Origin of the sequence: Sinomicrobium oceani, assembly GCF_900119185.1 — a bacterium.
Lineage (GTDB): Bacteria > Bacteroidota > Bacteroidia > Flavobacteriales > Flavobacteriaceae > Sinomicrobium > Sinomicrobium oceani.
The window spans coordinates 215,690-240,533 of sequence record NZ_FPJE01000004.1 but is presented as its reverse complement, the minus strand read 5'-3'; the positions used below and the strand labels follow the sequence as shown (position 1 = coordinate 240,533).

At 43.4% G+C, this 24,844-nt stretch carries 24 protein-coding genes and 1 tRNA gene; 15 read left to right on the top strand and 10 right to left on the bottom strand.

Annotation, left to right across the window (positions count from 1 at the left end; genetic code table 11):
• Positions 1–5: 5 nt before the first annotated feature.
• The 3 genes from BT112_RS05415 to BT112_RS05405 are packed head-to-tail and all read left to right on the top strand — an operon-like array spanning position 6 to position 2,303.
• Positions 6–659, top strand: a complete 654-nt coding sequence (locus tag BT112_RS05415; protein ID WP_072316350.1) for a Cap15 family cyclic dinucleotide receptor domain-containing protein — start codon at positions 6–8, stop codon at positions 657–659.
• A gap of 11 nt (positions 660–670) precedes the next feature.
• Positions 671–1,678, top strand: a complete 1,008-nt coding sequence (locus BT112_RS05410) for a CBASS cGAMP synthase (protein ID WP_072316349.1) — start codon at positions 671–673, stop codon at positions 1,676–1,678.
• Positions 1,668–2,303 (top strand): hypothetical protein, encoded by a 636-nt coding sequence (locus tag BT112_RS05405; RefSeq protein ID WP_072316348.1) that lies wholly within the window; start codon positions 1,668–1,670, stop codon positions 2,301–2,303. Before BT112_RS05410 ends, BT112_RS05405 begins: the two co-directional genes overlap by 11 nt.
• A gap of 133 nt (positions 2,304–2,436) precedes the next feature.
• Here BT112_RS05405 and BT112_RS05400 read toward each other — a convergent pair.
• From BT112_RS05400 to ahcY, 6 genes are all read right to left on the bottom strand, one after another.
• Positions 2,437–2,518 (bottom strand) — tRNA-Leu (locus tag BT112_RS05400).
• A gap of 49 nt (positions 2,519–2,567) precedes the next feature.
• Entirely contained in the window at positions 2,568–3,653 is a 1,086-nt protein-coding gene (gene bioB, locus BT112_RS05395; RefSeq protein WP_072316347.1) for a biotin synthase BioB, read from the bottom strand.
• A gap of 112 nt (positions 3,654–3,765) precedes the next feature.
• Positions 3,766–4,800, bottom strand: coding sequence for an NADP(H)-dependent aldo-keto reductase (locus BT112_RS05390; RefSeq protein WP_072316346.1), 1,035 nt, complete (start codon positions 4,798–4,800; stop codon positions 3,766–3,768).
• A 70-nt stretch (positions 4,801–4,870) separates the two neighbouring features.
• On the bottom strand, positions 4,871–5,830 hold the full coding sequence (locus BT112_RS05385; RefSeq protein ID WP_072316345.1) for an OmpA family protein: 960 nt from the start codon (positions 5,828–5,830) through the stop codon (positions 4,871–4,873).
• A 10-nt stretch (positions 5,831–5,840) separates the two neighbouring features.
• On the bottom strand, positions 5,841–6,605 hold the full coding sequence (locus BT112_RS05380; protein WP_072316344.1) for an exodeoxyribonuclease III: 765 nt from the start codon (positions 6,603–6,605) through the stop codon (positions 5,841–5,843).
• 213 nt (positions 6,606–6,818) lie between these two features.
• Positions 6,819–8,156 carry an adenosylhomocysteinase gene (gene ahcY, locus BT112_RS05375; protein ID WP_072316343.1) on the bottom strand — a complete coding sequence of 446 codons (1,338 nt, stop codon included), beginning with the start codon at positions 8,154–8,156 and terminating at the stop codon, positions 6,819–6,821.
• A 175-nt stretch (positions 8,157–8,331) separates the two neighbouring features.
• Here ahcY and BT112_RS05370 point away from each other — a divergent pair, with 175 nt between their 5' ends.
• From BT112_RS05370 to BT112_RS05345, 7 genes are all read left to right on the top strand, one after another.
• Positions 8,332–8,973: a 4'-phosphopantetheinyl transferase family protein gene (locus BT112_RS05370; RefSeq protein ID WP_072316375.1), complete on the top strand. Its 642-nt coding sequence runs from the start codon at positions 8,332–8,334 to the stop codon at positions 8,971–8,973.
• 62 nt (positions 8,974–9,035) lie between these two features.
• Positions 9,036–9,296, top strand: coding sequence for a thiamine-binding protein (locus BT112_RS05365; protein ID WP_072316342.1), 261 nt, complete (start codon positions 9,036–9,038; stop codon positions 9,294–9,296).
• Positions 9,280–9,918: a nicotinamide riboside transporter PnuC gene (pnuC, locus tag BT112_RS05360; protein WP_072316341.1), complete on the top strand. Its 639-nt coding sequence runs from the start codon at positions 9,280–9,282 to the stop codon at positions 9,916–9,918. Before BT112_RS05365 ends, pnuC begins: the two co-directional genes overlap by 17 nt.
• A complete protein-coding gene (locus BT112_RS21475) occupies positions 9,873–10,448 on the top strand; it encodes an AAA family ATPase (RefSeq protein ID WP_083564800.1) in 576 nt (191 codons plus the stop codon). Before pnuC ends, BT112_RS21475 begins: the two co-directional genes overlap by 46 nt.
• 12 nt (positions 10,449–10,460) lie before the next feature.
• Positions 10,461–12,020, top strand: coding sequence for a DUF4301 family protein (locus BT112_RS05355; RefSeq protein WP_083564799.1), 1,560 nt, complete (start codon positions 10,461–10,463; stop codon positions 12,018–12,020).
• A 409-nt stretch (positions 12,021–12,429) separates the two neighbouring features.
• Complete coding sequence (locus BT112_RS05350; RefSeq protein WP_072316340.1) at positions 12,430–12,726, top strand: hypothetical protein; 297 nt, start codon at positions 12,430–12,432, stop codon at positions 12,724–12,726.
• 772 nt (positions 12,727–13,498) lie between these two features.
• A complete protein-coding gene (locus BT112_RS05345; protein ID WP_072316339.1) occupies positions 13,499–14,851 on the top strand; it encodes a sigma-54-dependent transcriptional regulator in 1,353 nt (450 codons plus the stop codon).
• Here BT112_RS05345 and BT112_RS05340 read toward each other — a convergent pair whose 3' ends face one another.
• Complete coding sequence (locus BT112_RS05340; protein WP_072316338.1) at positions 14,852–17,329, bottom strand: ATP-binding protein; 2,478 nt, start codon at positions 17,327–17,329, stop codon at positions 14,852–14,854.
• Between the two features lie 491 nt (positions 17,330–17,820).
• On the opposite strand from BT112_RS05340, the gene BT112_RS05330 reads away from it, so the two are divergent.
• A complete protein-coding gene (locus BT112_RS05330; protein ID WP_072316374.1) occupies positions 17,821–20,034 on the top strand; it encodes a TonB-dependent receptor in 2,214 nt (737 codons plus the stop codon).
• Positions 20,035–20,104: 70 nt separating this feature from the next.
• On the opposite strand, the gene BT112_RS05325 is transcribed toward BT112_RS05330, so the two are convergent.
• Positions 20,105–20,554, bottom strand: a complete 450-nt coding sequence (locus BT112_RS05325; RefSeq protein ID WP_072316336.1) for a Rieske (2Fe-2S) protein — start codon at positions 20,552–20,554, stop codon at positions 20,105–20,107.
• 226 nt (positions 20,555–20,780) lie between these two features.
• On the opposite strand from BT112_RS05325, the gene greA reads away from it, so the two are divergent.
• Positions 20,781–21,254: a transcription elongation factor GreA gene (gene greA, locus BT112_RS05320; protein ID WP_072316335.1), complete on the top strand. Its 474-nt coding sequence runs from the start codon at positions 20,781–20,783 to the stop codon at positions 21,252–21,254.
• A 102-nt stretch (positions 21,255–21,356) separates the two neighbouring features.
• A complete protein-coding gene (locus tag BT112_RS05315) occupies positions 21,357–21,746 on the top strand; it encodes an HIT family protein (protein WP_072316334.1) in 390 nt (129 codons plus the stop codon).
• An 11-nt stretch (positions 21,747–21,757) separates the two neighbouring features.
• On the opposite strand, the gene BT112_RS05310 is transcribed toward BT112_RS05315, so the two are convergent.
• Both BT112_RS05310 and BT112_RS05305 read right to left on the bottom strand, forming a co-directional pair.
• Positions 21,758–22,111, bottom strand: coding sequence for a hypothetical protein (locus tag BT112_RS05310; RefSeq protein ID WP_072316333.1), 354 nt, complete (start codon positions 22,109–22,111; stop codon positions 21,758–21,760).
• 38 nt (positions 22,112–22,149) lie between these two features.
• On the bottom strand, positions 22,150–23,310 hold the full coding sequence (locus tag BT112_RS05305) for a sensor histidine kinase (protein WP_072316332.1): 1,161 nt from the start codon (positions 23,308–23,310) through the stop codon (positions 22,150–22,152).
• Between the two features lie 112 nt (positions 23,311–23,422).
• On the opposite strand from BT112_RS05305, the gene BT112_RS05300 reads away from it, so the two are divergent.
• Together BT112_RS05300 and BT112_RS05295 are read left to right on the top strand one after the other, a co-directional pair.
• Positions 23,423–24,331 (top strand): flavin reductase family protein, encoded by a 909-nt coding sequence (locus BT112_RS05300; protein ID WP_072316331.1) that lies wholly within the window; start codon positions 23,423–23,425, stop codon positions 24,329–24,331.
• A 56-nt stretch (positions 24,332–24,387) separates the two neighbouring features.
• A complete protein-coding gene (locus tag BT112_RS05295) occupies positions 24,388–24,765 on the top strand; it encodes a DUF3127 domain-containing protein (protein ID WP_072316330.1) in 378 nt (125 codons plus the stop codon).
• Positions 24,766–24,844 lie beyond the last annotated feature (79 nt).

Genomic DNA, 24,844 nt, shown 5'->3' with positions numbered 1-24,844 from the left:
TAAATATGGAAGGGAATTACTTTAAATACTACAAACCAAGCCTCATAGTTCCGTTTATCCTTATAGTGGGAACGGCGATAAGCTATTTAGTAGCGTTATCTATACCAAAAATATTTCAGGTTACGGGTATTACTTATTATCAGTTTCCTTCTTCGTCGGTATTATTAATAGGGCTTCTTCATTGGATCGACAAATCATTGTGGAGGTACAAACCTTTCAAATGGCTTTTCCGGATAGATGATTTTTCCGGGAGGTATGAAGGCAAGCTGGTATATACCTATCGGGATGATACCGGTCAAATTCAAACTGGAGAGTTAGATCACATAAAAACGATATGCCAGACCGGTAGCAAAATAACAATGAACTCTTTTACTAAAGATGTGGATGGGAATAAATCCTCCGTTTCGGTTAATAAAATAATGTGTGTTGAAAAAACAAGAGATGATAAGCATTTTAGATTAATCTATAGCTATCGAAATAAAGGAAGTATTGAAAAGGGATTCCCGGCACATTATGGTACGGAGATGATTAAGTTCATAAAGAAAGGAAAGCATAAAATGTTGACCGGAGAGTATTTTACAAATAGGATTCCCTATCAGACCAAAGGGGAACTCAAAGAATTATATTGGAAAAGTAAGGATATATCACATGATTTTTAAATCGAAATATTATGGCAGTATTAAACAAAGAGTACATCAATTTTGATAAAGAGATCAAATTGAACAACAGTCGGAAAGAGTCCTTGGCGAGAAGTAGAAAGGACATTAAGAAAAAGATCAGGAAATGGTTTAAGGAGAACAAACCGGACGAAATTCAACCGAAGTTCCACGGTCAGGGTTCTTATGAAATGAACACAACAATCAACCCTATTGTTGTCTATGATGAAGATGGCAATCCCATAAGAAAATATGACCTGGACTATGGCGTGTATTTCATAGAAAAAGAGGGAGAGGATAATAAGCAATCTATTCAAAGATGGCATAATTGGGTGTATGCTTCCGTAGAAGATCATACCAGTAAAAAGCCGATACAAAAAACAACCTGTGTCCGCGTTGTTTTTAGCGATGGGAGGCATATCGACCTGCCTATTTATTACAAAAAAGAAGAGATTATAGAATTAGCCCATAAAGCTAAGGACTGGATAGAAAGTGATCCGAAAGAGTTCTATGAATGGTTCAATGATGAAAAAACACAGAAATACAGACTGGAAGCTATTGTTCGTTGTTTAAAGGCGTGGAAGAATTTCCGGGAATTGAACAACAGTAATTTAAAATTGCCGAGTGGCTTTGAATTAACAATCCTGGCAACGGAGAATTACTACGATGCAGACAATTTGGATGAGGCGTTTAGAGAAACTGTTAGGAAGATATACGATACGTTAAGTGAAGACTGGGGGTTCAAGTGTATTAGGCCTACTACTCCAAAAGGAGAAGATGTATTTGAAGGTTATAGTGAAACACGTAGAAATAATTTCCTGACTGTTCTAAAAAGTCTTTTAGATGATTGCGATAAAGCAAAGGAGGAATATAACTTTAAAACTGCCTCCGAGATTTTAAGGAAGAATCAATTCGGATCCCGGTTTCCCTTGGGAGAGGACAAAGAAGAAGAAAATAAAAGTAAATCTTTGACCAGGTCATTATCTACCGCATTTATAAAACCTAAACCCTATGGATATTGAAAAGGAGATAGAAGAAGTAATCACCTCTTATCCCCGATTGAATTATTTCCCGGACAAAAAAATGCTGATTGGTGAGATTGAAATTTCTGAGGGGGATGTCTACAACATTCGTGTGGACATTTCCCCTTACCCCGTTTATTTCCCCGTAGTTTATGAGATTGATGATAGAATCCCCAAGAAATTGGATCGTCATATTTATACAGGTTCGGGTGATTGTTGCTTAACTACGACTGCGAAAGCGCAGATTTTGTTAAAGACTAAAGTAAAGTCCCTGAAGATTTTTTTTGATGAGGTTTTGGTGAAATATCTGGAAAACAACTCCTACTATGAAATTCACAGTCGTTATTTTGACGAAGAATATCTTCATGGGCCACAAGGAATAGTCGATGCCTATAAAGATATTTTAGGAATACAGGATATGAGGCAAATTGTAATATTGATGATTAATAGGGTTGAAGGGAGGAAGCTAAGATTGAAGGATGCATGTTATTGCGGATCTGGTTTGACATTAAAAAAATGTAATAATGGTAAGCACTCCAGAATGTACAAAGATTTTAGGGCTATAGATAAAGGGGTTTTGATAAACGATTTAACACACTTTGAGAATCTGGTTACGAAAAATTAAATAACATATTTCAAGAGAGGAAGATTTTTATATATACATGGTCGCTTAGGTCTTAAGACTGTAATTGTTGCCCCATTTGTAGCCCTAAAAAAACAAAAACCCTGTGAAATCAATGCTTCACAGGGTTTTTCTGTACCTCGGGTGGGAATCGAACCCACACTCCCGAAAGAACCGGATTTTGAATCCGGCGCGTCTACCAATTCCGCCACCGAGGCCTGAAATCGGGATGCAAATCTAATAATTTTTTTATTTAGTTCAGGATAATTATTTACTTTTTTGTTTGGCGAGTTCATTGCGTTCTATGGTATGTCCCGGCCTTGTCCATCTGGGCTTCTCACCTCTATCCGCAAAGACCGACTCCGCTGCTTCTACGGTTTGTGGCTGCACCTTCTTGGTAAAAGCTTTCTGCGGATTAAGTCCCAGCATCTGAAACATCAGCATATCTTCATTCACATCCGGGTTTGGCGTGGTCAGAAGCTTATCTCCGGCAAAAATAGAGTTGGCCCCGGCAAAGAAACACATAGCCTGTCCTTCCCTGCTCATACTTGTTCTTCCGGCCGAGAGACGTACCTGGGTTTCCGGCATTACGATACGTGTCGTAGCCACCATACGTATCATTTCCCAGATTTCTACTGGCTTCTGGTCTTCCATTGGCGTACCATCTACAGCCACCAGTGCATTGATAGGCACAGACTCCGGCTGCGGGTTCAGAGTGGAAAGGGCTACGAGCATTCCTGCACGGTCCTCTACGCGCTCTCCCATACCTATTATACCTCCGCTGCATACGGTAACATTTGTTTTCCGTACGTTTTCTATAGTTTGTAAACGGTCCTCGTACCCGCGGGTAGAGATTACTTCTTTATAGTATTCTTCGGAAGTGTCGAGATTGTGGTTGTAAGCATACAATCCCGCTTCGGCCAGCCGCTGGGCCTGATTTTCGGTGAGCATCCCCAGGGTACAACACACTTCCATATCCAATTTATTGATCGTCCGTACCATTTCCAGGACGTTGTCAAATTCCGGCCCGTCTTTTACATTACGCCATGCCGCCCCCATGCATACCCTGGAGCTTCCGGAAGACTTGGCCCGTAAGGCCTGAGCCTTCACCTGCTGAACACTCATCAGATCATTCCCTTCTATATCCGTGTGGTAACGTGCGGCCTGCGGGCAATATCCGCAATCCTCAGGGCACCCCCCCGTTTTAATGGAGAGGAGTGTGGACACCTGTACGGTATTCGGATCGTGGTGCTTTCGGTGTACCGTAGCAGCTTCGTAAAGAAGCTCCATTAACGGCTTATTATATATGTCCAGTATTTCTTCTTTGGTCCAGTTGTGTCTTATTTCACTCATAGGTTCAAATTTGAAGTTGCGAATGCGCCATTAGCCGTATCCGGGTCCAAAAATACTAAAAAAGGATTTGTCCTCCGGAAAACGGCATGCGAAAATCCATATTCTCGCGCTTTTAGGGCGCCGGATTGGGGAACTGCTCATGAATGGCATTGATTTCTTTAACGAGCTCTTCATTAAGTTCCATATAGATACTATCTACATTCTCCTTGAGTTGTGGCATCGAAGTAGCCCCGATAATAGTGCTGGTCACAAAAGGCTGCCGGTTTATAAAAGCCAGGGCCATCTGTGCGGGCGACAACCCGTTCTTTTCGGCCAAGGCGACATAGCTACGGGTAGCTTCGGTAGCCCTGGCGTTGCTGTAGCGGTTAAAATTAGGAAAAAGGGTTACCCTCGCATTTTCGGGTCGGGCAGAAAGGTATTTTCCGCTGAGCACACCAAAAGCAAGGGGTGAATACGGGAGCAGTCCTATATGCTCGCGCATGGATATCTCCGCAAGTCCTGTTTCATATACCCGGTTAAGCAGCGAATACGGATTCTGAACCGTAATCATTTTGGGCAGGTCGTGTTTTCTGCTCTCTTCGAGAAACCGCATTACACCATAAGGCGTTTCATTGGAAACCCCGACATGACGGATCTTACCTTCCTTGATGAGTTCCCGTAAGGTCCCGAGAATTTCCCCGAAATTATCCTCCCATACTTCTTTTTTTTCATGAACATAGCTGCGCCGGCCAAAAAAGTTGGTATTTCGTTCCGGCCAGTGCAACTGATACAGGTCGATATAATCGGTTTGCAACCGTTGCAGGCTTGCATGCACGGCTTCGTATATAGCCTCTTTAGCAAACCCCGTTTGCCGGATATGCTTATTGGAATATCCCGGACCAGCAACTTTAGAAGCCAGAATAACCTTATCCCTGTTGCCGTTTTTTTTGAACCAGGAACCTATGATCTTTTCTGTAGCTCCCTGGGTTTCTTTTCGGGCAGGTACAGGGTAAAGTTCGGCGGTATCAAAGAAATTCACGCCTTGTGCAAGTGCATAATCCATTTGTTCATGACCTTCGGCTTCTGTATTTTGTTCTCCCCAGGTCATGGTACCCAGACATATTTTACTTACGGAAATGTCCGTACCGGGTAGTGTCGTATATTTCATAACAGTTTTTTTTAAAATATGGCACGCAGCATACGGAAGCTACAGAATAACATAACCGTAACGGCACAGCCTATATATCGTTGAGCAGCCTGGACACTTCATCCAGTTTCGGGGTGAGTATCACCTCTATCCTGCGGTTTTTTGCTTTGCCTTCGGAGGTAGTATTCGGCATCACCGGGGCATATTCGCTTCTTCCGGCAGCAGTGAGATTTTGCGGATTGATGTTTGCATTTTCACGCAGTATCTGCACTATGGCGGTAGCCCTCTTGGTGGAAAGGTCCCAATTGTCCGTGATCTGACCACTGCCCCGATAGGGAACGTCATCTGTATGCCCTTCGATAAGCACCGAAATATCAGGATTCTGCGCGAGTACTTTACCAAGCTCCACAACAGCACGTCTTCCTTCGGCACCGACGGCCCAGCTTCCGCTTCCGAACAGTAATTTGTTTTCCATAGAGACATACACTTTGCCATCGCGTTGTTCTACGGTAAGCCCGTTACCCTCGAAATCGAGTAATGCCCTGGATACCGCATCTTTGAGTTTTTGCATCGCCGCATCTTTTGAAGCGATCAGGCTTTCGAGTTCATCCACGCGTCTGGACCGGGTTTCGAGTTCTCTTTTCAGGTTTTCGAGTCTGGCACTTTCTGCGGCGAGGGCATTTTCCTTGGCTTCCAGTTCAGCCAGTAGCTCCCTGTTTTTTCTGGAATTGTCCGCAATAGCGGCACTACTGTTCTTCTCCAACGCGTCATATGACTGCTGAAGATTATCCAGGTTGTTCTTTGCAGCGGTATATTCACGTTGTAACTTTTCTTTTTCCGATAACACCCGGTCGTAAGCCTTTTGCAGTTCCGAAAGCTCGTTCTCCATACGTCTGTTGGCCGTTTCCAGCGCCTGGTTTTGCTCCACCAGGGTATCTCGTTCTTCTTCCACAGATCGATAACGGCTTTCCAGGTCTTTGTACACCTTCGCGGAAACACAGGAAGAGGTTATAAAAACAACAACAAGGCCAAGGACTACTTTTTGAAACATCATTTTATTTTTATACGTTTAAATCCACCAATATAGGGCAATGGTCGCTATGCCTGGCTTCGGGCAGGATCACAGCACGCTCCAGGTTATCCTTCAAAGGCTGGCTGACCATATTGTAATCGATACGCCACCCTTTGTTATTGGCACGGGCATTAGCGCGATAACTCCACCAGGAATACTGATGCGGTTTCTGGTTGAAATGACGGAAACTGTCTACAAAACCTGTGCTTATAAAATTGTCTATCCACGCTCTTTCTACTGGCAAAAACCCGGATACATTGGCATTGCGGACGGGATCGTGAATATCAATGGCCCGGTGACAGATATTGTAGTCGCCCGAAATCACCAGCCTGGGTCTGTCCTGCTTCAACCGATTGATATAGTCCTGGAAATCGGCCATGTATTGCAGCTTATGATCAAGTCTGTTGATGTTTGTCCCGGAGGGCAGATAGAGACTCATCACCGATACATCACCAAAATCGGCACGAATATTTCTTCCTTCCGCATCCATATAATCTATTCCGGTACCGAACACGACCTCATCGGGTTGTATCCTGGAGAGGATGGCCACCCCGCTGTATCCTTTTTTCTGCGCACTGAACCAATAGTGAAAAGGATACCCGGCTTTTTCGAAAAGCGACAGGTCTAACTGATCCGGATGGGCTTTGGTTTCCTGTAGACAGATAACATCAGGGGAGGCACTTTGCAGCCATTCGAGAAACCCTTTGTTTATTGCAGCCCTGATACCGTTGACGTTATAGGAGATAATCTTCATTTTTTGTGTTTTGTGCTAAATTAACGAATAGGTTTTTCCTGAGATTATAAAATATAGCTAAAATTTAAGGCCACCCCATAGATATGGAGCAGCCTTTTTATGTTTTAAACTTACAGGACAGCCTGGTTCTGTAAAAATGCGGATGCTTCACGCCATCCTGAATCTTCTCATCTTGCGTCCTGTATGCCCGGAGAAAAACAGTTCCCGGCGGGACTAATACCTGTAATATTCCGGTTTATAAGGCCCTTCTACGGTGACCCCGATATATTTTGCCTGTTCTTCGTTGAGGGTTTCCAGTTCCACACCTATTTTTTCGAGGTGCAGACGAGCCACTTTTTCATCGAGGTGTTTAGGCAGCATGTATACTTTATTCTCGTACTGGCCGCTATTTTTCCACAATTCTATCTGGGCAAGTGTCTGGTTTGTAAAGGAATTACTCATCACAAAACTGGGGTGACCGGTAGCACAACCGAGGTTTACCAACCGCCCTTCGGCCAGCAGGATGATTTCGTGACCACCTGCCTGTCCGTCAGGTCGGTTTATGGTATATTTATCTACCTGTGGCTTAATATTGATTTTGGAAGCCCCGTGATTTTTATTGAGCCAGGCCATGTCGATCTCATTGTCGAAATGTCCTATATTACACACGATGGTCTTGTCTTTCATTTGTTCGAAATGACGTCCCACTACGATATCTTTATTACCGGTTGTCGTGATCACAATATCTGCTTTACCGACTACGGTGTCAAGTTTCTTAACTTCATATCCGTCCATAGCTGCCTGAAGCGCACAGATCGGATCTATTTCGGTGACGGTAACAATAGCTCCGGCTCCCCGAAAGGAGGCGGCTGTGCCTTTACCTACGTCTCCGTAACCACAGACTACAACACGTTTTCCTGCAAGCATGACATCGGTAGCCCTGCGAATGGCATCAACAGCACTCTCCCGACATCCGTATTTGTTGTCGAATTTGGATTTGGTCACCGAATCGTTGATGTTAATAGCCGGGATCGGCAAAGTTCCGTTTTTCATACGTTCGTAAAGACGGTGTACTCCGGTAGTGGTTTCTTCAGACAATCCTCTGATTCCGGAAACCAGGTCCGGATAACGATCGAGAACCATATTAGTAAGGTCTCCCCCGTCATCGAGAATCATGTTGAGGGGTTTTCGGTCTTCTCCGAAAAACAGGGTTTGCTCTATACACCAGTCAAACTCTTCTTCATTCATACCTTTCCATGCATATACCGGAATTCCGGCTGCTGCAATAGCCGCTGCCGCATGGTCCTGTGTAGAAAAAATGTTACAGGAACTCCAGGTAACTTCCGCCCCGAGCGCAATAAGGGTTTCTATAAGTACGGCAGTTTGTACGGTCATGTGCAGACAACCTGCAATACGCGCCCCCTTGAGAGGCTGTTCCTGGCCATATTCTTCACGAAGCGACATCAGGCCGGGCATTTCGGCTTCTGCCAACTCTATTTCCTTTCTTCCCCAATCGGCCAGTGAAATATCTTTCACTTTATATGCTACGTAGGGAGCCGTTTTTGTATTCATAATCGTATATTTGTTTTTTGAGCGTTATCAACTCTTTCCTTAAAGGAAAAGAAGGGCACAAAGTTACGGAATAACTTTATCTAAGTAAAATATAGGAGCTATATAGTTCGTTTTTACGGACTTTTAGCCGTAATGCCGAATGCCCGAAAGGGCTTTCCGAACAGAAATTCTTTATATGCCTCTGTATAAAACCATCGCGGTAAACGAAAATACCACCATACGTATATGGAAAATCGAAGAAAGCTATGAGGAACTGCTACAGGACATCAACCCCACTGCCGCATGTTTGCAGCGGGTACACTCCATGAAATCGGATATTCACCGAAGGGGATTTCTAAGCGTACGTCAGTTACTGCGCGCATCCGGATATGAAGCGGAAGCACTCTATTACGATACGAACGGAAAACCTCATCTTAAAGACAACAACTATATTTCCATCACCCATTCGTTCGGTTTTTCTGCCGTTATTATCAGTAATGCTCCCGTGGGGATCGATATTGAGAAGCAGCGCGAAAAAATCACCGTCATTGCCGATAAGTTCGTAGACTATGAATTCGGTTACCTGACACAAGAGGATTTGGTTCGGAAACTTACGGTAATATGGTGTGCCAAAGAAAGCCTTTATAAAGTTTTTGCCGTAAAAGGAATGAGCTTTAAAGACCACACCAAGGTCATTCCTTTTCTGCTTGAAGATAGGCAGACGGCATCCTGGATTCATTACGGAAATCAGATACAAAAATACCAGGTTCCTTTTCTTGAATTCGAGGGCTTCACCTGTGCCTATGCTTTAAGAGCCCCTTTATCACCCGAAAAATAAGTATAACCCTTTTTCCGGTACACTAACCGGAAGAACAACGCTAATCAGTATAAATCAAAGCTATGAAAATCTCGGTAGAACTTACATTAACCCCGTTACAGGATCAGTACGAAGACGCTATTATCCACTTTATCAAAAAGCTCAGGGCTTCCGGACTGACCGTACTCGAAAATCCGCTGAGCACCCAGGTATACGGAGATTATGACAAGGTCATGGCACTATTAACCACGGAAATCAAAGAGGCTTTTGAACTCGTAGAGCGGGGCCTTTTATATATAAAGATCGTGAAATCGGACCGCAGCGACTATGAACCACATTTTTGATTGGGTCTTTGCCCAATACGATGATGTCCCGCTACATCTTACCGTATTGGAAATTATCGCCGTAGTATTCGGTTTTCTGAGCGTCCTGTATTCCAAGAGGGAGAACATCCTTGTATATCCTACCGGAATTATCAGTACGGCTATCTTTGTATATATACTCTGGGTTTATGGCCTGCTGGGTGATATGCTCATCAATGCCTATTATTTTTCAATGAGTATATACGGCTGGTATTTCTGGACCCGGAAAGTGGATGCCACACACTTTATTCCCGTAACCCGGACGACAACGGGAGAAAAAAAATGGTCTGTTATTTTGTTTATACTGACGGTAGGTTTTGTGTTCGGGATATATGGGTTGTTTAACCGTCTCGATAGCTGGACTTCCTATGCGGATACGGTAACCACGGCTATTTTTTTTGTCGGTATGTGGCTTATGGCCCGAAAAAAACTCGAAAACTGGACTTACTGGATTATCGGCGATCTCATTTCGGTTCCCCTCTATATGTATAAAGGATTGGTTTTCACCTCTCTTCAGTACGCCCTTTTTACCGTTATTGCCATATTCGGATATTTAGCATGGAAGAAAAACTTAAACAGAAGCCCGGAGACCTTATTAAGGTAGTGCTTTTTGGCCCGGAATCTACCGGAAAAACTACGCTGTCCCGACAACTTGCAGCGCATTACAAAACGCTATGGGTGCCCGAATACATGCGCGAGTACCTGCAGGACAAATGGGATCGTGGGCACAAAACCTGTGAACCCCAAGATATGCTTTCTATTGCCGAAGGGCAAATGCAATCGGAAAACCGAAAAAGCCGGGACGCTAAAAAAATATTGTTCTGTGACACAAACCTGCTCGAACTACAGGTGTATTCGGAAGTTTATTACGGCGAATGCCATCCGATGATCCGGGAATTTGCCTTACATAATACGTACGATCTATACTTTTTAACGTATATTGACGTTCCTTGGGAAGAGGACGATCTGAGAGACAAACCGGAAGAAAGAGAGCAGATGTTCCGGTATTTCGAAAAAACACTCAAAAAGCACCGCAGGCCGTATGTTGTTCTGAAGGGAGATAAAGAAAAACGGTTGCGATCTGCGATTGCCCATATCGAACATTTAATACGCAAAAAACAACTTAGCACTTAACAAAAAAATACCATGTTTACTGAAAAAGATCATCAATTACTACGGGAGAAAGGCATTACCGAAAAAGTGGTAATGCAGCAAATAGAAATCTTTAAAGAAGGTATTCCCTACGTAAACCTTCTGGAATCCGCCACAGTAAACAATGGCATAACATCAGTGTCGGAGGCAGAAAAACAACGGTTGATATCGGATTATGACACTAAAAAGGACAGTCTCGATGTTATGAAATTTGTTCCCGCATCGGGCGCAGCCACCCGCATGTTCCGGGCCCTGTTCCGGTTTGTGGAGAATTTCAACCCCGAACGGGATACTTTCAACACCTATATAAATCGGGAAAAGGCAGAAGCCATGCAAACGTTTTTTATCGGAGTGGAAAAACTTCCTTTTTACGATGAGGTGATGCAACGCTTAAGACAAAAAGATGAAGGTTTTGACCGTTTGTCCGATGACAGGCAAAAATACTTGTTTGTCAAAGAAATGCTTTCCGAAGACGGTTTTGATTATGGCTCCTTTCCTAAAGGACTTTTGCCTTTTCACAAATACAAGACACATAGCGCAACTGCTTTTGAGGAGCATTTATATGAAGCTGCGCTTTATAATGTCTCCAACGGTGTTGCAAAACTACATTTTACCATTTCGGACCAGCATGCCAGCAAATTCGATTCGGAATTCAACAGGATAGAAGATTATGTGGAGGAGAAAAGCGGGGCTGCATTCCATATTTCTTTTTCTTTCCAGAAAAAATCTACCGACACGATCGCTGTAACCCCGGATGACAAACCTTTCCGGAATGAAGACGGATCATTGTTGTTTCGTCCCGCAGGACACGGGGCATTGGTAGAGAACCTGAACGATCAGAATGCCGATATTATCTTTATCAAGAATATAGACAACGTTGTCGTATACCGGTACAAACACGAAATGGCAAACTATAAGAAAATGCTGGCCGGAATATTATTACAATGCCAGGAGAAAGTATTTGCCTATGCCCGGATGCTGAATGAGGAACAGGTAAGCGAAGAGCAGATTAACGAGATAAAAGATTTCCTGCACGAGAAGCTCAACACCCTCACGGCTCCCGACTTTTATAAGTACACCCGGGAATACCAGGTAGAACACCTGATGGAAAAACTCAACCGACCGATCCGCGTCTGCGGAATGGTAAGAAATGAAGGAGATCCCGGAGGTGGACCTTTTTGGATAAAAGATGAAGACGGAAAGGTCTCGTTACAGATTATCGAATCTGCACAAATAGATAAAAGTAGCAGACGACAAATGAAAATCCTCAACGGAGCAACTCATTTCAATCCGGTGGATATCGTATGTGGGGTGAAAAACTATAAAGGAGAAAAATACCATCTTCCCGACTTTGTGAATCCGAAACAGGCCTTTATCACCTCTAAAACCAAGGAGGGTAAAGAGTTAAAAGCCCTGGAACGTCCCGGATTGTGGAACGGAGGCATGGCCTTCTGGAACACCGTGTTCGTCGAAGTTCCTCTCATCACCTTCAATCCTGTAAAAACCGTAAACGATTTGCTGAAACCGGCACATCAGGTCAAAGGTGAAGCATAGCCTGTAAGATAACAGCACTCCAAATTAAAAAATCCCGCGCACCAACATCCCTGCTATCGCGGGATTTTTTAGCTCCGTACATGGTATATACAGGTTACTCTTTCAATACATAATAATCCCGGGGCACGCCAAAAGCATAAATCTGGTGTACACAGGCGCACTGACGAAGTTTTACCTCTTGATTTTCAGCCCGAAACTGTGTAATCATTACACAAGATTGTATAGCATTCCAAATAATTCCACATATACGCACCTTTTTTTGGTATATTCAAAATAATGTAAAACACTATAAAACAACCACTTAAAACATTAACGCAAATCCCATTCAAAAAAGGCATTATAATTTCATAATACAAAACATAAGAATTCAAAAAATATAATAAAAAGTATAATCTTAAAACTCAGTATTATGAAAAAGTTAGTTTTTGCTTCAGTATTAGCGTTAGGAAGTCTTACCACAATTACAGCAACCACTCCGGTGCTTCACGATGGTATCATGGATGTAGTTCTTCAAGAAGAATATACAGAAGTTTCTGCGGATGACGTACCCCAGGCCGTTAAAGATGCTTTGGCTGCTGATTTCCCGAATGCAACTTTAGATAAAGCTGCCGTAAACGAAAACAAAGAGTACAAACTCGATATTACTGTAGACGGTACTGCCGCTGTATTATATGCCAGCGAAGACGGAGAGTGGATCCAAAAGTAAGAAAACAAGTCCCCTCTATATATACACTTGATTTAGCTGAAAGAAAGGTCTCTTCTGCCTGTAGAGACCTTTCTTTTCTTTTTTGCAGCTATTACGTAAGGAGCGTATATAAAACCCAGGTATCGCACAATTTCATTTTCCCCATAACAGGCCATATACTATCGACCGCTCCCGTGTCTTATCAGCAAAAATACGGATGATAAAATTACCTATTATTATTTGGATCCACAGGTACATGTCATCACGAATTATGTATAAAAGTTACACATTGTCCCCTTCATTACACATCATTATATTACACACTGCCTGAATAACTATTTCCCCGACTGACAACAAGCGTTTATTTATCAGCGATTTACACATAAGCAAATGGTTTTAGCACAGATTGGCACTATAATTTCATATAGTATATCAGATTGCAATACAATACCTCACTATAAAAATGCAAAGAAAGTTTCAGATCGGAATGTGAGGTTGTGATCCACGAAAAAGATTGTTATGCATTAAAAAACGGCAGGTAATGCCAATAATAACGGTGAGTGGATACGAAAGGAATTTTGTATCCTAGATTAGGTTGGTTAGTAAAAGGGACCGCGGAGGCGGTCTCTTTTTTTTATTTTTTTAACAGACGAATCCTTTTAAGTGTTTACTTTTGTGGTTTAGCAGGTTAAGGTAAAAGCAAAAAGAACCGTGCACATTACCGATACATATATTAAAAATGTATCTTTAAGGCGGCGATACCCTGATGTTAGACTACTTAATATAATACTTGATGCCCAATATCCTTATTATAGAAGATGATGTGGCCTTTTGCAAGGTTCTCGAAAAATTTTTGACCAAAAACGGACATGATGTAGCCACCAGCTTTTCTGCTGCGGAAGCTAAAGGTAAAATAGCGGAAAAAACATTCGACCTTATCATCACGGATCTGCGTCTGCCCAATTATGACGGGCTCGACCTGCTTGGAGAAATAAAACAGGATTTTCCGGCTACCCCTGTCGTACTGATGACCGGATATGCAGATATTAATACGGCGGTAAAGGCCATGAAAAAAGGGGCCTCCGATTATATATCCAAACCCTTTAACCCGGACGAAGTTCTTATCATCATCAATAAAGCCTTAAAAGAATCACAGGAAATACCAGTAGCGAAAAAAGAAGTAGCAGCCGTTAAAGAAAAAGCAGCTGTACCCGATACGCAGGAAAAATTCGTACCCGGGATCAGTGCGGCATCCCGGAAACTCAACCAGTATATAGACCTGGTGGGCCCTACAGATATGTCGGTACTTATCATCGGAGAAAGTGGCACCGGAAAAGAGGTGGTAGCAAAAACCATTCACGATAAAAGCGCACGATCCGGAAAAAACTTTATCGCAGTCGACTGCGGTGCTATACCCAAAGAAATCGCTGCAAGTGAATTCTTCGGTCATGTCAAAGGATCGTTTACCGGGGCAGTTAATGATAAAATAGGGCATTTTGAAGCGGCTAACGGCGGAACGATATTCCTCGATGAAGTCGGGAACCTTTCTTATGAAAACCAGATACAACTGCTCCGTGCACTTCAGGAAAGAAAAATTAAACGTATAGGAAGCAGTAAAGAAATCAAGGTAGACATCAGGCTGATCGCTGCCACGAATGAAGACCTTCAGGCCGCAGTGCGTAAGGGGGATTTCCGGGAAGACCTTTATCACAGGCTGAACGAATTCTCGATTAATGTACCGAGTCTGTCCCAGCGAAAAGACGATCTCATTCTTTTTGCCGAGCATTTTCTTCAACTGGCCAATAAACAATTAGGCAAAAGTGTACTCGGGTTTTCCCCGGAAGTCACCGAAGCTTTTCAGCACTACAGCTGGCCGGGAAATATCAGGGAATTACAAAATGTGATTAAAAGAGCTACACTGCTCACACCATCCGACTACATCCAGAAAGATGCACTTCCGCAGGAGATTTTCAAACCGGAGAACCAGCGTATGGAGTACAACTTCTTTAAGACCGAAAGCGAAAAAGAAATGATTCTCAATGCACTGAGAGAAACTAACAATAATAAGAGTAAAGCGGCAGAATTACTGAAAATGAACAGAAAAACCCTGTACAACAAACTCAAGCTATACCATATCGAACTGTAATCAGGCATTGTTGATTTCTCTACGGAGCGCCTCCATCACGGCAGGGACTTTCTTTTTTAAGGCCTCTGCATATTCCTGTGGGTTTTTCGAAGAAGGTTCCTGATCGTATACCTCAAGATCTTCCAGAATTTCTGCGACTTCCCAGGCTTCTATCTGCTTGAACATAGACAGCATTTTGTGTGCGGTATGTTTGACACCTTCCATATCGCCGGCATCGAATTGCCCGATAATGTCCTCCATATTCTTTTCCGTAGCCTCCATAAAAGTCTGAAGGATTTCCTTAAGGGATTCCTCGTCGTTTTGCAAAAGCTTCCTCAGGGTTTCCAGGTTATACAGCGCCCCGTTATCCGGTGCCTGTGCTACCGGAAGCGTCGCTTGCAGATTTCCGGTATCCGGATCGTAATCTTCGAGCAGGTCGGAGATGAGCTTGATCAATGCCCCTGGTGCAAAGGGCTTTTGTATCACTGCCGAGAAGCCTGCTTTGGTGTATTCTTCGGCATTCAGATCTGCCCTTCCGGTTATGGCAACGACCGGTTTTTCACTTTTCTGGAAATTTTCTTCATTCCGCAGCGCTTCAAGAAAAGTAAACCCGTTCATTTCCGGCATCTGAATATCGGTAAGGATAATATCATATTCATTTGCCCGGATGTAAGGCAGGGCTTCCGATGCCTTGGAAAAGCCTTTTACTTTGCAAGATTGTTGCCTGAGCACCTCTGAAGTCAGACTCAACACCGATTCGTCGTCATCGATCAGAATAGCTTTTACTTTTTTTTGCAGGGAAGGAACGGTTACCTTTTCGGGAGCGACTTGCCGGGGATGCTCTTCGGGTATCTCCAAAGGTATTTTTAAAGTAAAAATACTCCCCTCTCCTTCCTGACTCCGCAATTCCAACGTACCGTGAAGCAGGGATGCCAGTTTTTTTGAGATCGTAAGCCCGAGCCCGGTACCCCCATACTTCTTTTCGATAGCACTTTCAGCCTGTGTAAATTCGTTAAAGATAATTTCCTGTTTATCCTTACGTATTCCTATACCCGTATCTTCCACTTCTATCCGCACCCTGTATGTCGCACCGTATTTTTCAAGAACATCTGCAGCTATACGAATGTGCCCTTTTTCCGTAAACTTATAAGCATTTCCGATAAGGTTGGTAAGGATCTGTTTAATACGGAAAGGATCGCCGATCAGATGGTGTTTCAACCGCTCATCGATCTCAATGATAAGATCTATAGTTTTGGCCACATACAAAGCACGGGTTCCTTCCGCCGTATCCGTGATAATATTTTCCAGCGAAAACAGCGTATTCTCTATTTTTATTTTTCCGGCTTCCAGCTTATTGTAATCCAGCAGGTCATCCACAAGGTTGCTCACATACTCCGACGCATTTTTAACACGCGATACGTATTGCCCTTGTTTTGTCGTGATCTCCGTATTATGAAGCAGATCCGTATATCCTATGATGGTACTCAACGGGGTCCGGAGATCGTGCCCCACCGTGTAAATAAGTTGCTCCCTGGTTCTTAAAAGCTGTTCGGTAGTACTTTTAGCACTTTCCAACTGCTTCCGGTACGATTGGCTTTTCCAGAAATCATTTAGTATCAGATAGGAAAAGAAAATGGTGAGTAGCAATCCCAAAACAGCAGCTATGGTAATCACCCTGATCGTATTCTTGAGGGCGAGGTCTCGCTGACGGTTTAATGCATTGGAGGTACTGATAATCTCTCCTTCGAAGGAAGATAATATTTCGCGTAGCTGTTGTGAAATCGTGATATCGTTACGCAGCAGTTCATTTTCTTTTACCGTAAGCGACTTTTTGATATTGGTCGTTTTCACCTTCAGATCTTTAAGTAATTCTTTGGATGCCGCGAGCACGGAATCAGCTATTTTCTGTCGTTTCTCTACATCCGAAGAATCTTCACGAATATTCTCGTTCAAAAGGTTGACTAGGTCCTGGATTACGTTTTTCTGGTAATCCTGTAAATGGTCCGGATCGGCAAAATCCTGTATCTCCAATTTATCCGAATCAGATTCTATTTTGGCAATCTGTGCAATAGCTTTTTCCAGCGAAACATCAGTTTCATCACTTCTTTTCAGCGCACGGAGTTCCCGTATGTTATCGACTTTCTTATCCAGGAGCTCTTTGACACGTTCCAACTGCCCTCTTTGGTTTTCGTCTTCTATCAGGGGTTTTAGCGAATCGATCTCCCGGAACAATGTAGCCGTTTCATCCATAAAAGCACTGAAATCTTCGGAAGACGAAGACTGTAGTGTCATCCGCGCAAGACTTTCCGTCTCATAAAGGTGAGCGATAAGCGAACTGGTAAACAGCAACTTTTTGCTCTCGAACGTATTGGCATTCTGGTTCCTGGTAAATATCTGAAACTCTGCATACACAAACCATCCCACGGCTACGATGAGAATGGCAAGTGCTATATAGCTGAGTAATACTTTAGAGGTGATAGAGCTTTTGCGCGTGTTCATAAAACAAAAATAAGGATTGTAAGAGAATCAAAAACAATGCAGGTATAAAACCCGGGAACAAAATTTATATTGTGCTTGAAAAGATCTTTATAACCTCTTGCTAACAATCGCTAAAAAAGCGGGAAAAATGAGGAAAATACAGTTTTACCTCGTAGCTTTGTACCCAGAAATATCTCAAAGGGGTGCTTAAACGCTGTCGGACCTTCTATCGGAAGAGAAAAGCAGAAGCAAGCTGAGATCATACCCATGGAACCTGGAACAGGTAATGCTGTTTAGGGAGGGCCGAACACCAAGCATATATCCGACGGATATATCAAGTTCGGGGACCAGCCGGTGCGGTGGAAAATATCTGATATTAACTAAAGTCCGTCCAAACGGAAAAGATAAACCGGTATTCTCTTCCGCATCAAAGCCACATGTCCCCAAAGCCCGAAAAAACCATTTTTAATTACGGAATAACAGCCCCTTTTATTCGTGCAAAACTGTTACGAATGAATATATTTTACGATTTTTCAAAACTTTACAGGTTTTACAGGGTCAGGAGTTTTACGGTCGCCATGCTCCTGATCTGCACTGTTTATGCCAGAGCTCAGGAAGAGCAGGAAAAAGATTCGACGGTATCCGAGCTTGTCTCTCTTGATGAAGTCCTTGTCTCTGCAGTACGCGTCACCTCACAAAACCCGGTGACCTTCAGCAATCTCAGCAAAACCGAAATTGCTCCGCGCAACCTCGGACAGGATATTCCGGTACTGATGAATTATCTGCCCTCGGTAGTCACTACTACCGATGCCGGTGCCGGAGTGGGGTATACCGGAATCCGGGTACGGGGTAGCGATGCAACCCGTGTGAATGTAACCATTAACGGTATCCCTTATAACGATTCGGAATCTCATGGAACGTTCTGGGTAAACATGCCCGACTTTGCTTCTTCCGTAGAGAACCTGCAGCTACAGCGTGGCGTAGGCACCTCGACCAACGGAGCAGGAGCTTTCGGCGCCAGTCTTAATATGCTCACCGATGCGGTATCGGAAAACTCCAGCGGAGAAATTTCCAGTTCGTACGGTAGTTTTAACACCCGCAAACATACCGTGAAATTCAGCACCGGAAAGCTGAATGACCATTTCGAAATGGCCGGAAGACTTTCCGTGATCCGTTCGGACGGGTATATCGACAGGGCCTCATCCGATCTCAAATCCTATTTCCTGCAAGGAGCTTATGTAAGTGACAATACATTGATCAAAGCACTCGTGTTCGGTGGCCACCAGACTACATACCAGGCCTGGAACGGGATTGATGCAGAAACCATGAAAACCAACAGAAGGTACAACTCGGCAGGAGCATATACCGACGACCAGGGCAATCCCCGTTTCTACGACAATGAAGTAGACGATTATGCACAGGACCACGCACAACTACACTGGAACCAGAAGCTTTCGGATAAGTGGAGTACAAACCTCGCATTCCATTACACCTATGGCCGCGGTTACTTTGAGCAATATCGCGAGGATAGCGCTTTCTCCGATTACGGCCTTACCCCGATCATTGCAGCCAACGACACCATAAACAGTACAGATCTCATCCGCAGAAAGTGGCTGGACAATGATTTTTACGGTACAACTTTCTCCGTACATTATGAAGAGAAAAATATGGACGTGATCGTCGGAGGTGCCTGGAATAAATATGAAGGAGATCATTTCGGAGAAATCATCTGGGCCCGTTACGCATCGCAAAGTGACATCCGTGACCGGTATTATGATGACACGTCTCTTAAAACAGATTTTAATGTCTACGCCAAGATCAACTATAAACTCGATGCGCACTGGAGCCTTTTCGGCGATCTTCAATACCGGACTATCCGTTACAAAGCCAATGGTGAAGAGACCGGATTGGTCAACGACAATTTCAATTTCTTCAATCCCAAGGCAGGAATCACCTATACACTCAACCCCAACCATAATTTTTACTTTTCATATGCAAGAGCCGGGCGGGAACCTAACAGGAACGACTACGAAGACGGTAATCCCCGACCGGAATACCTGAACGACTTCGAACTGGGTTGGCGTTACCTTTCGGACAAGCTGAAGCTCAACATAAACGGGTATTACATGCGCTACAAAGACCAGCTGGTACTTACCGGACAACTCAATGACGTAGGAGCACCCATTCGTGCTAACAGCGGAGACAGTTACCGCCTGGGACTGGAAGCAGATGCCACCATATACCTGTCCGATCAATGGGTAATACGCCCCAATGCGGCACTGAGCGATAACAGAAATATCGATTTTGTATTCCAGCGCGACGGAGTTTTAGAGGATCTCGGCAATACCAATATTGCCTTTTCTCCTAAAATAATTGCGGGAAATATCCTAACCTTTCTTCCGGCAGACGCGCTGCAGGTCTCTATTTTATCCAAGTATGTAGGAGAACAGTACATGGGAAATATCGATTCGAAAAACTCGAAACTCGACGATTATTTCATCAATGACTTCAATATCCAGTACGAAATAAAAATGAATACCATCTTTAAATCGATCGTCTTAAACGGGCTGGTCAATAATATCTTTGATGTCAAATACGTCTCTAACGGGTATTTTTACACCTCAGATAATGAGGTTTCACCCGGACAGTATGTTACAGAAGAAGGAGCCGGTTATTATCCACAGGCCGGGATCAACTTCCTTGTTGGTGCCACATTGAAGTTTTAACCACTTGTATTTGTATAAACGGATCGCCCGGAAAACCTTGTAGTTCCCGGGCGATCCGTTTTTCAGCATATTAATTATTGTAGACCCTTACGGTACTTCCGCTCACCTGGGTCTGATAAAACAGCAGATCGTACATTCTTTCTTCCGTATCCGGACGGTTGAGCATCTGCCCGTTAAAAAGATTATATTCATAATCCTCACAGGGACATATACAATTGGTACCACCTTTAATCTCCATCGTAGAGCAGTCATTCGGAGCGTGGTTGGGACAACTTGCTTCCCAGGCATAAAAACCACCCCCGGTATTAATGACTATAATACCACGAAGTCCTACGCTGGCGTTACCGATATATACAGCATTTCCCGGAGTGTTGAGACTGTTGTACAGCGGAAGGTTAAGGTTGATATCAAAACTGAACTCTGTTTCCAGCAGGTAAGGATTTCGTTCCCTCGATTTATCATCACATGCACTTAGAATAAAAATAATAAAGGCGGTAATCAGGTATATTTTTGTTTTCACAGGTATGTTTTTTCAAGTCCTTCGGAACTTATTATTATTTTGAAATACAATTGTTTAAGCATCTACAAAACGCTTTACCGGTGTAAAGGTAAATAGTTTATGCCAATAAAACGTTACAGCGCCCCTGCTATTGTTATAGAGGTGAATTTAAAGTTATCCAAAAATTTGTATATTTGCTTGAATCCTCTCTCTAAAAGGGGATTTTTTGTATTTAAATGATGAAGTTATGAGTAACGTATCTTATTACACGGCAGAAGGATTAAAGAAGTTAAGGGACGAGCTTGATCACCTTAAAAGTGTGGAAAGACCCAAAGCATCCCAAGCCATAGCGGATGCGAGAGATAAAGGGGATTTGTCCGAAAATGCAGAATATGATGCTGCAAAAGAGGCACAAGGCCTCCTTGAAATGAAGATCTCAAAGATGGAGGAAGTCGTGGCCAATGCCAGACTTATAGACGAATCGCAGTTGGATACTTCCAAAGTACTGGTATTGTCTACGGTAAAAATAAAAAACCAGACCAACGGTATGGAAATGAAATACACGCTGGTCGCAGAGAGTGAAGCAGACCTTAAAGCCGGTAAAATATCCGTAAGTTCTCCCATAGGAAAAGGTCTCCTTGGAAAAAAGGTAGGAGATACCGCCGAGATCCAGGTGCCTAACGGGGTACTAAAATTCAAAGTACTGGAGATTACCAGGTAGCAATTCCTTTACAGAAAAAACAAATCCTTTTTTGGCATGTTCAGGAAAGGATTTGTTATTTTTAGACCGCAGGAAGACTTCTCCTGCTATTAAAAACATAATATGGCAACAATTTTCACAAAGATCATTAACGGGGAAATTCCTTGTTATAAAGTAGCGGAAGACGATAACTATTTTGCTTTTCTCGATATCAATCCTAATGCCAAAGGGCATACACTCTGTATTCCGAAAAAAGAAACGGATAAGCTGTTCGACCTGGACGAAAAAGCCTATACCGGTCTTATGGCATTTTCGAGAACGGTAGCATTGGCCCTGGAAAAGGCCGTACCCTGTAAACGTGTAGGAGTCGCCGTAGTGGGCCTTGAAGTACCCCATGTACATGTACACCTGATTCCGCTCAACGAAATGAAAGAAATGACCTTTCAGCACAAAGTGTCTCTGGAGCAGGAAGAATTCGAAGCAATCGCTTCAAAAATAAGGGAACAATTATAACGATCTGTTGTCTAACGGACATAATGGATTACGGCAAAACCCCCTGCAACAGCCACTACTATAACAAAGAGTAATGCAAGGGATAGCCCTGATAACCTTAAAGAAGTAGGTGCCGGGCTTATGGTTTTGGAATAATATTCCAGAACACTCTCTATCTCATCTGTCCATTTTACCGGGTAAATCGTAGAATTACACTTACTGCAACGAAGCGTGTTGGATACTTCTGCGGTTACTTTTTTGAACCAGCGGTTTTCAATCTGTTTCTGGTAGAACGTCAGGGTAAGCCCCGTAGCGTTATAGCATTCCGGACAATTATTAGTCAGAGATGCTTCTTTGATTGTTATCTGTTTTTCCCCGGAGGACATCGTATCGGATATTTGTTATTTGATCTCTTTATTTAACGCTAAAAAGCTATTTTTAGCATAATCTGCATTGTTGTCCCCTTTCCCATATCGGAATGCAATACCCGTACCTTGCCTTCATGATAATCTTCGATAATACGCTGAACCAGTGACAATCCCAGTCCCCAGCCCCTTTTTTTGGTGGTAAAACCGGGTGAGAAAATAGTTTTGTACTGGCTTTTGGGAATTCCCTTTCCGGTATCCGTCACCCTGATCACAGCATTCTTTCCCGATCTTTTTATTTCGACACGTAAACTCCCTTTGCCCTTCATCGCATCTATAGCATTTTTAACAAGGTTTTCGATAGTCCAGCTAAACAATTGCCGGTTGATCTTTACCATAAGTGCTTCTTCCGGTGCAGAAAACTCGAAATTGACAAGCCTGGAACTCCTTTGCTTCAGGTAATCGAACGTCGTCCTGGTCTCTTCGATAACATCCAGTGGGGTAAGTACAGGAACTGACCCTATCTTGGAGAAACGATCTGTGATCGTTTGCAATCTTGTAATGTCTTTCTCTATTTCGGTTACAATCGTCGGATCCGTATCCTGTGTTTTCAGAATTTCTGCCCACCCTACGAGAGACGATAGCGGAGTTCCGATCTGGTGTGCGGTTTCTTTTGCCATTCCGGCCCATAACTTGTTCTGATCTGATATTTTCGAAGTCCGGTAGAACAGGATGATCACTGTAATAAATAGCAGAATTATGAGGATAAGGGCTATGGGATAATACTTGAGCTTGGTCAGTACTTCCGAGTTACCATAATACAGGGTGGCGAGCTTTTCGTTTTTATAACTGATCTCAAGCGGCTCATTTTCCCGCGAAAAATCCCGGATCTTCTTTTGTATCATATCCGGATCTTTAATCATCTTATCACTCATATTACCCGGAGTGATAATACCGTTTACATTGACAAGTATCATGGGGGTGCTCGTATTGTTGGTAAGCACTTTCAGAGGAAGTTCACCAAGATCTTTGTCGAGGTCCGAAGTCTGCAACAGCTCGGCCTGGGCAGAAGCCCATATCTGCATCTTTATACGCTCTTCTTCTTTGAAGCGTTGAAAAAAAGCATAAGTGTTCCATAAAATAAGCGAGACGACCAATACAGACATCCCTATAAGGATCCATTTGGCAATATTCGTATGTCTGGCTGCAGTTAAAGGCATTCGTCAAATATCGTTTAAGTTATAAAGCGAAAGCTACAAATTTATTGTTTATACGGCAGAAAGATTTCATATCTCTATAGGTTTAATTACTTTTGTTTCTATAAAACGCGGTATGTATTCTATAGAGCCTAAAGACATTTCCACGGCAAAATTTCACGGATTGTTACTGGGTGCGGTAGCTCCCAGGCCTATAGCATTTGCCAGTACCATGGATGCGGAGGGGAACCCCAATCTGTCTCCTTTCAGTTTTTTTAATGTGTTTGGCGCTAATCCCGCTACACTTATTTTTTCACCGAGCCTTCGGGTACGGGACGGCAGTAGCAAACATACGCTGCAAAATGTACAGGCCACCAAGGAAGTTGTGATCAATGTAGTGAATTACGATATCGTACAACAGGCATCGCTGTCCAGTACGGATTACCCTTCGAAGGTTAACGAATTTGTAAAATCCGGCCTCACTATGTTGCGTTCCGATCTCGTACAACCATACAGAGTTGCGGAGTCGCCTGTACAATTTGAGTGTAAAGTAAACCGGATTATAGCAACCGGAGCCGCAGGAGGCGCGGGAAACCTCGTTATTTGTGAGGTTATGAAAATGCATATCCGGGATGAGGTATTAAATGAGGAGGGACAGATCGACCAGTATAAAATAGATCTTGTGGCCCGTGCCGGTGGAAATTATTACTCCAGGGCCAGGGATGGTTTTTTTGAAATCCCGAAACCACTGGCTACACTGGGAATCGGAATAGACCAGATCCCGGAACATATCCGTAAGAGCAAGGTACTCACCGGAAATGATCTCGGTATGCTGGGCAATGTAGAGCGATTACCCTCCAGGGAAGAGACGGAAGAATTCGTCAGGAATTCTGTACGGATCAAAGGTGTACTCAGTTCGGATGATGAAATAAAAATACACAAACGGGCGCAAAAGTTCCTGAAAGATAATGATGTCATGTCGGCCTGGAAACTTTTGCTCGCCGAAAGATACGATCATACCGACAGTCATACACAGGAGGATTGAACGTGTATAAAGATTATGTAATACAGGTGAAATAACGATAAAAGAGAGTTTTAATTATGGAAGTTCAAGGAAGAATCAAACTTATCGACGAAACCAAAAGTTATGGTAGTAACGGATTCAGGAAGCGCGAAGTTGTTGTAACCACGGAAGAACAGTATCCGCAACACATACTTGTGGAATTCGTTCAGGACAAATGTGACCTGCTCAATAGCTTTCAGGTCGGACAACAGGTAAAAATAGGAATTAACCTCAGAGGCCGGGAATGGGTCAACCCACAGGGAGAGACCAAATATTTCAACTCTATCCAGGGATGGCGTATAGAGCCTGTACAGGCAGAACAATCAGCTCCGGGTATGCCCCCCGTACCTCCGGCAGATGCCTTTGAGCCGGCTAACGATTTTAACGAAGAAGAGCACGACGATCTGCCGTTCTAAGGCAATCCTTATGCAGCATAAAAAACCAATCCCGGGCCATGGCCCGGGATTGGTTTTTTATCATATTACAGTTATGAAA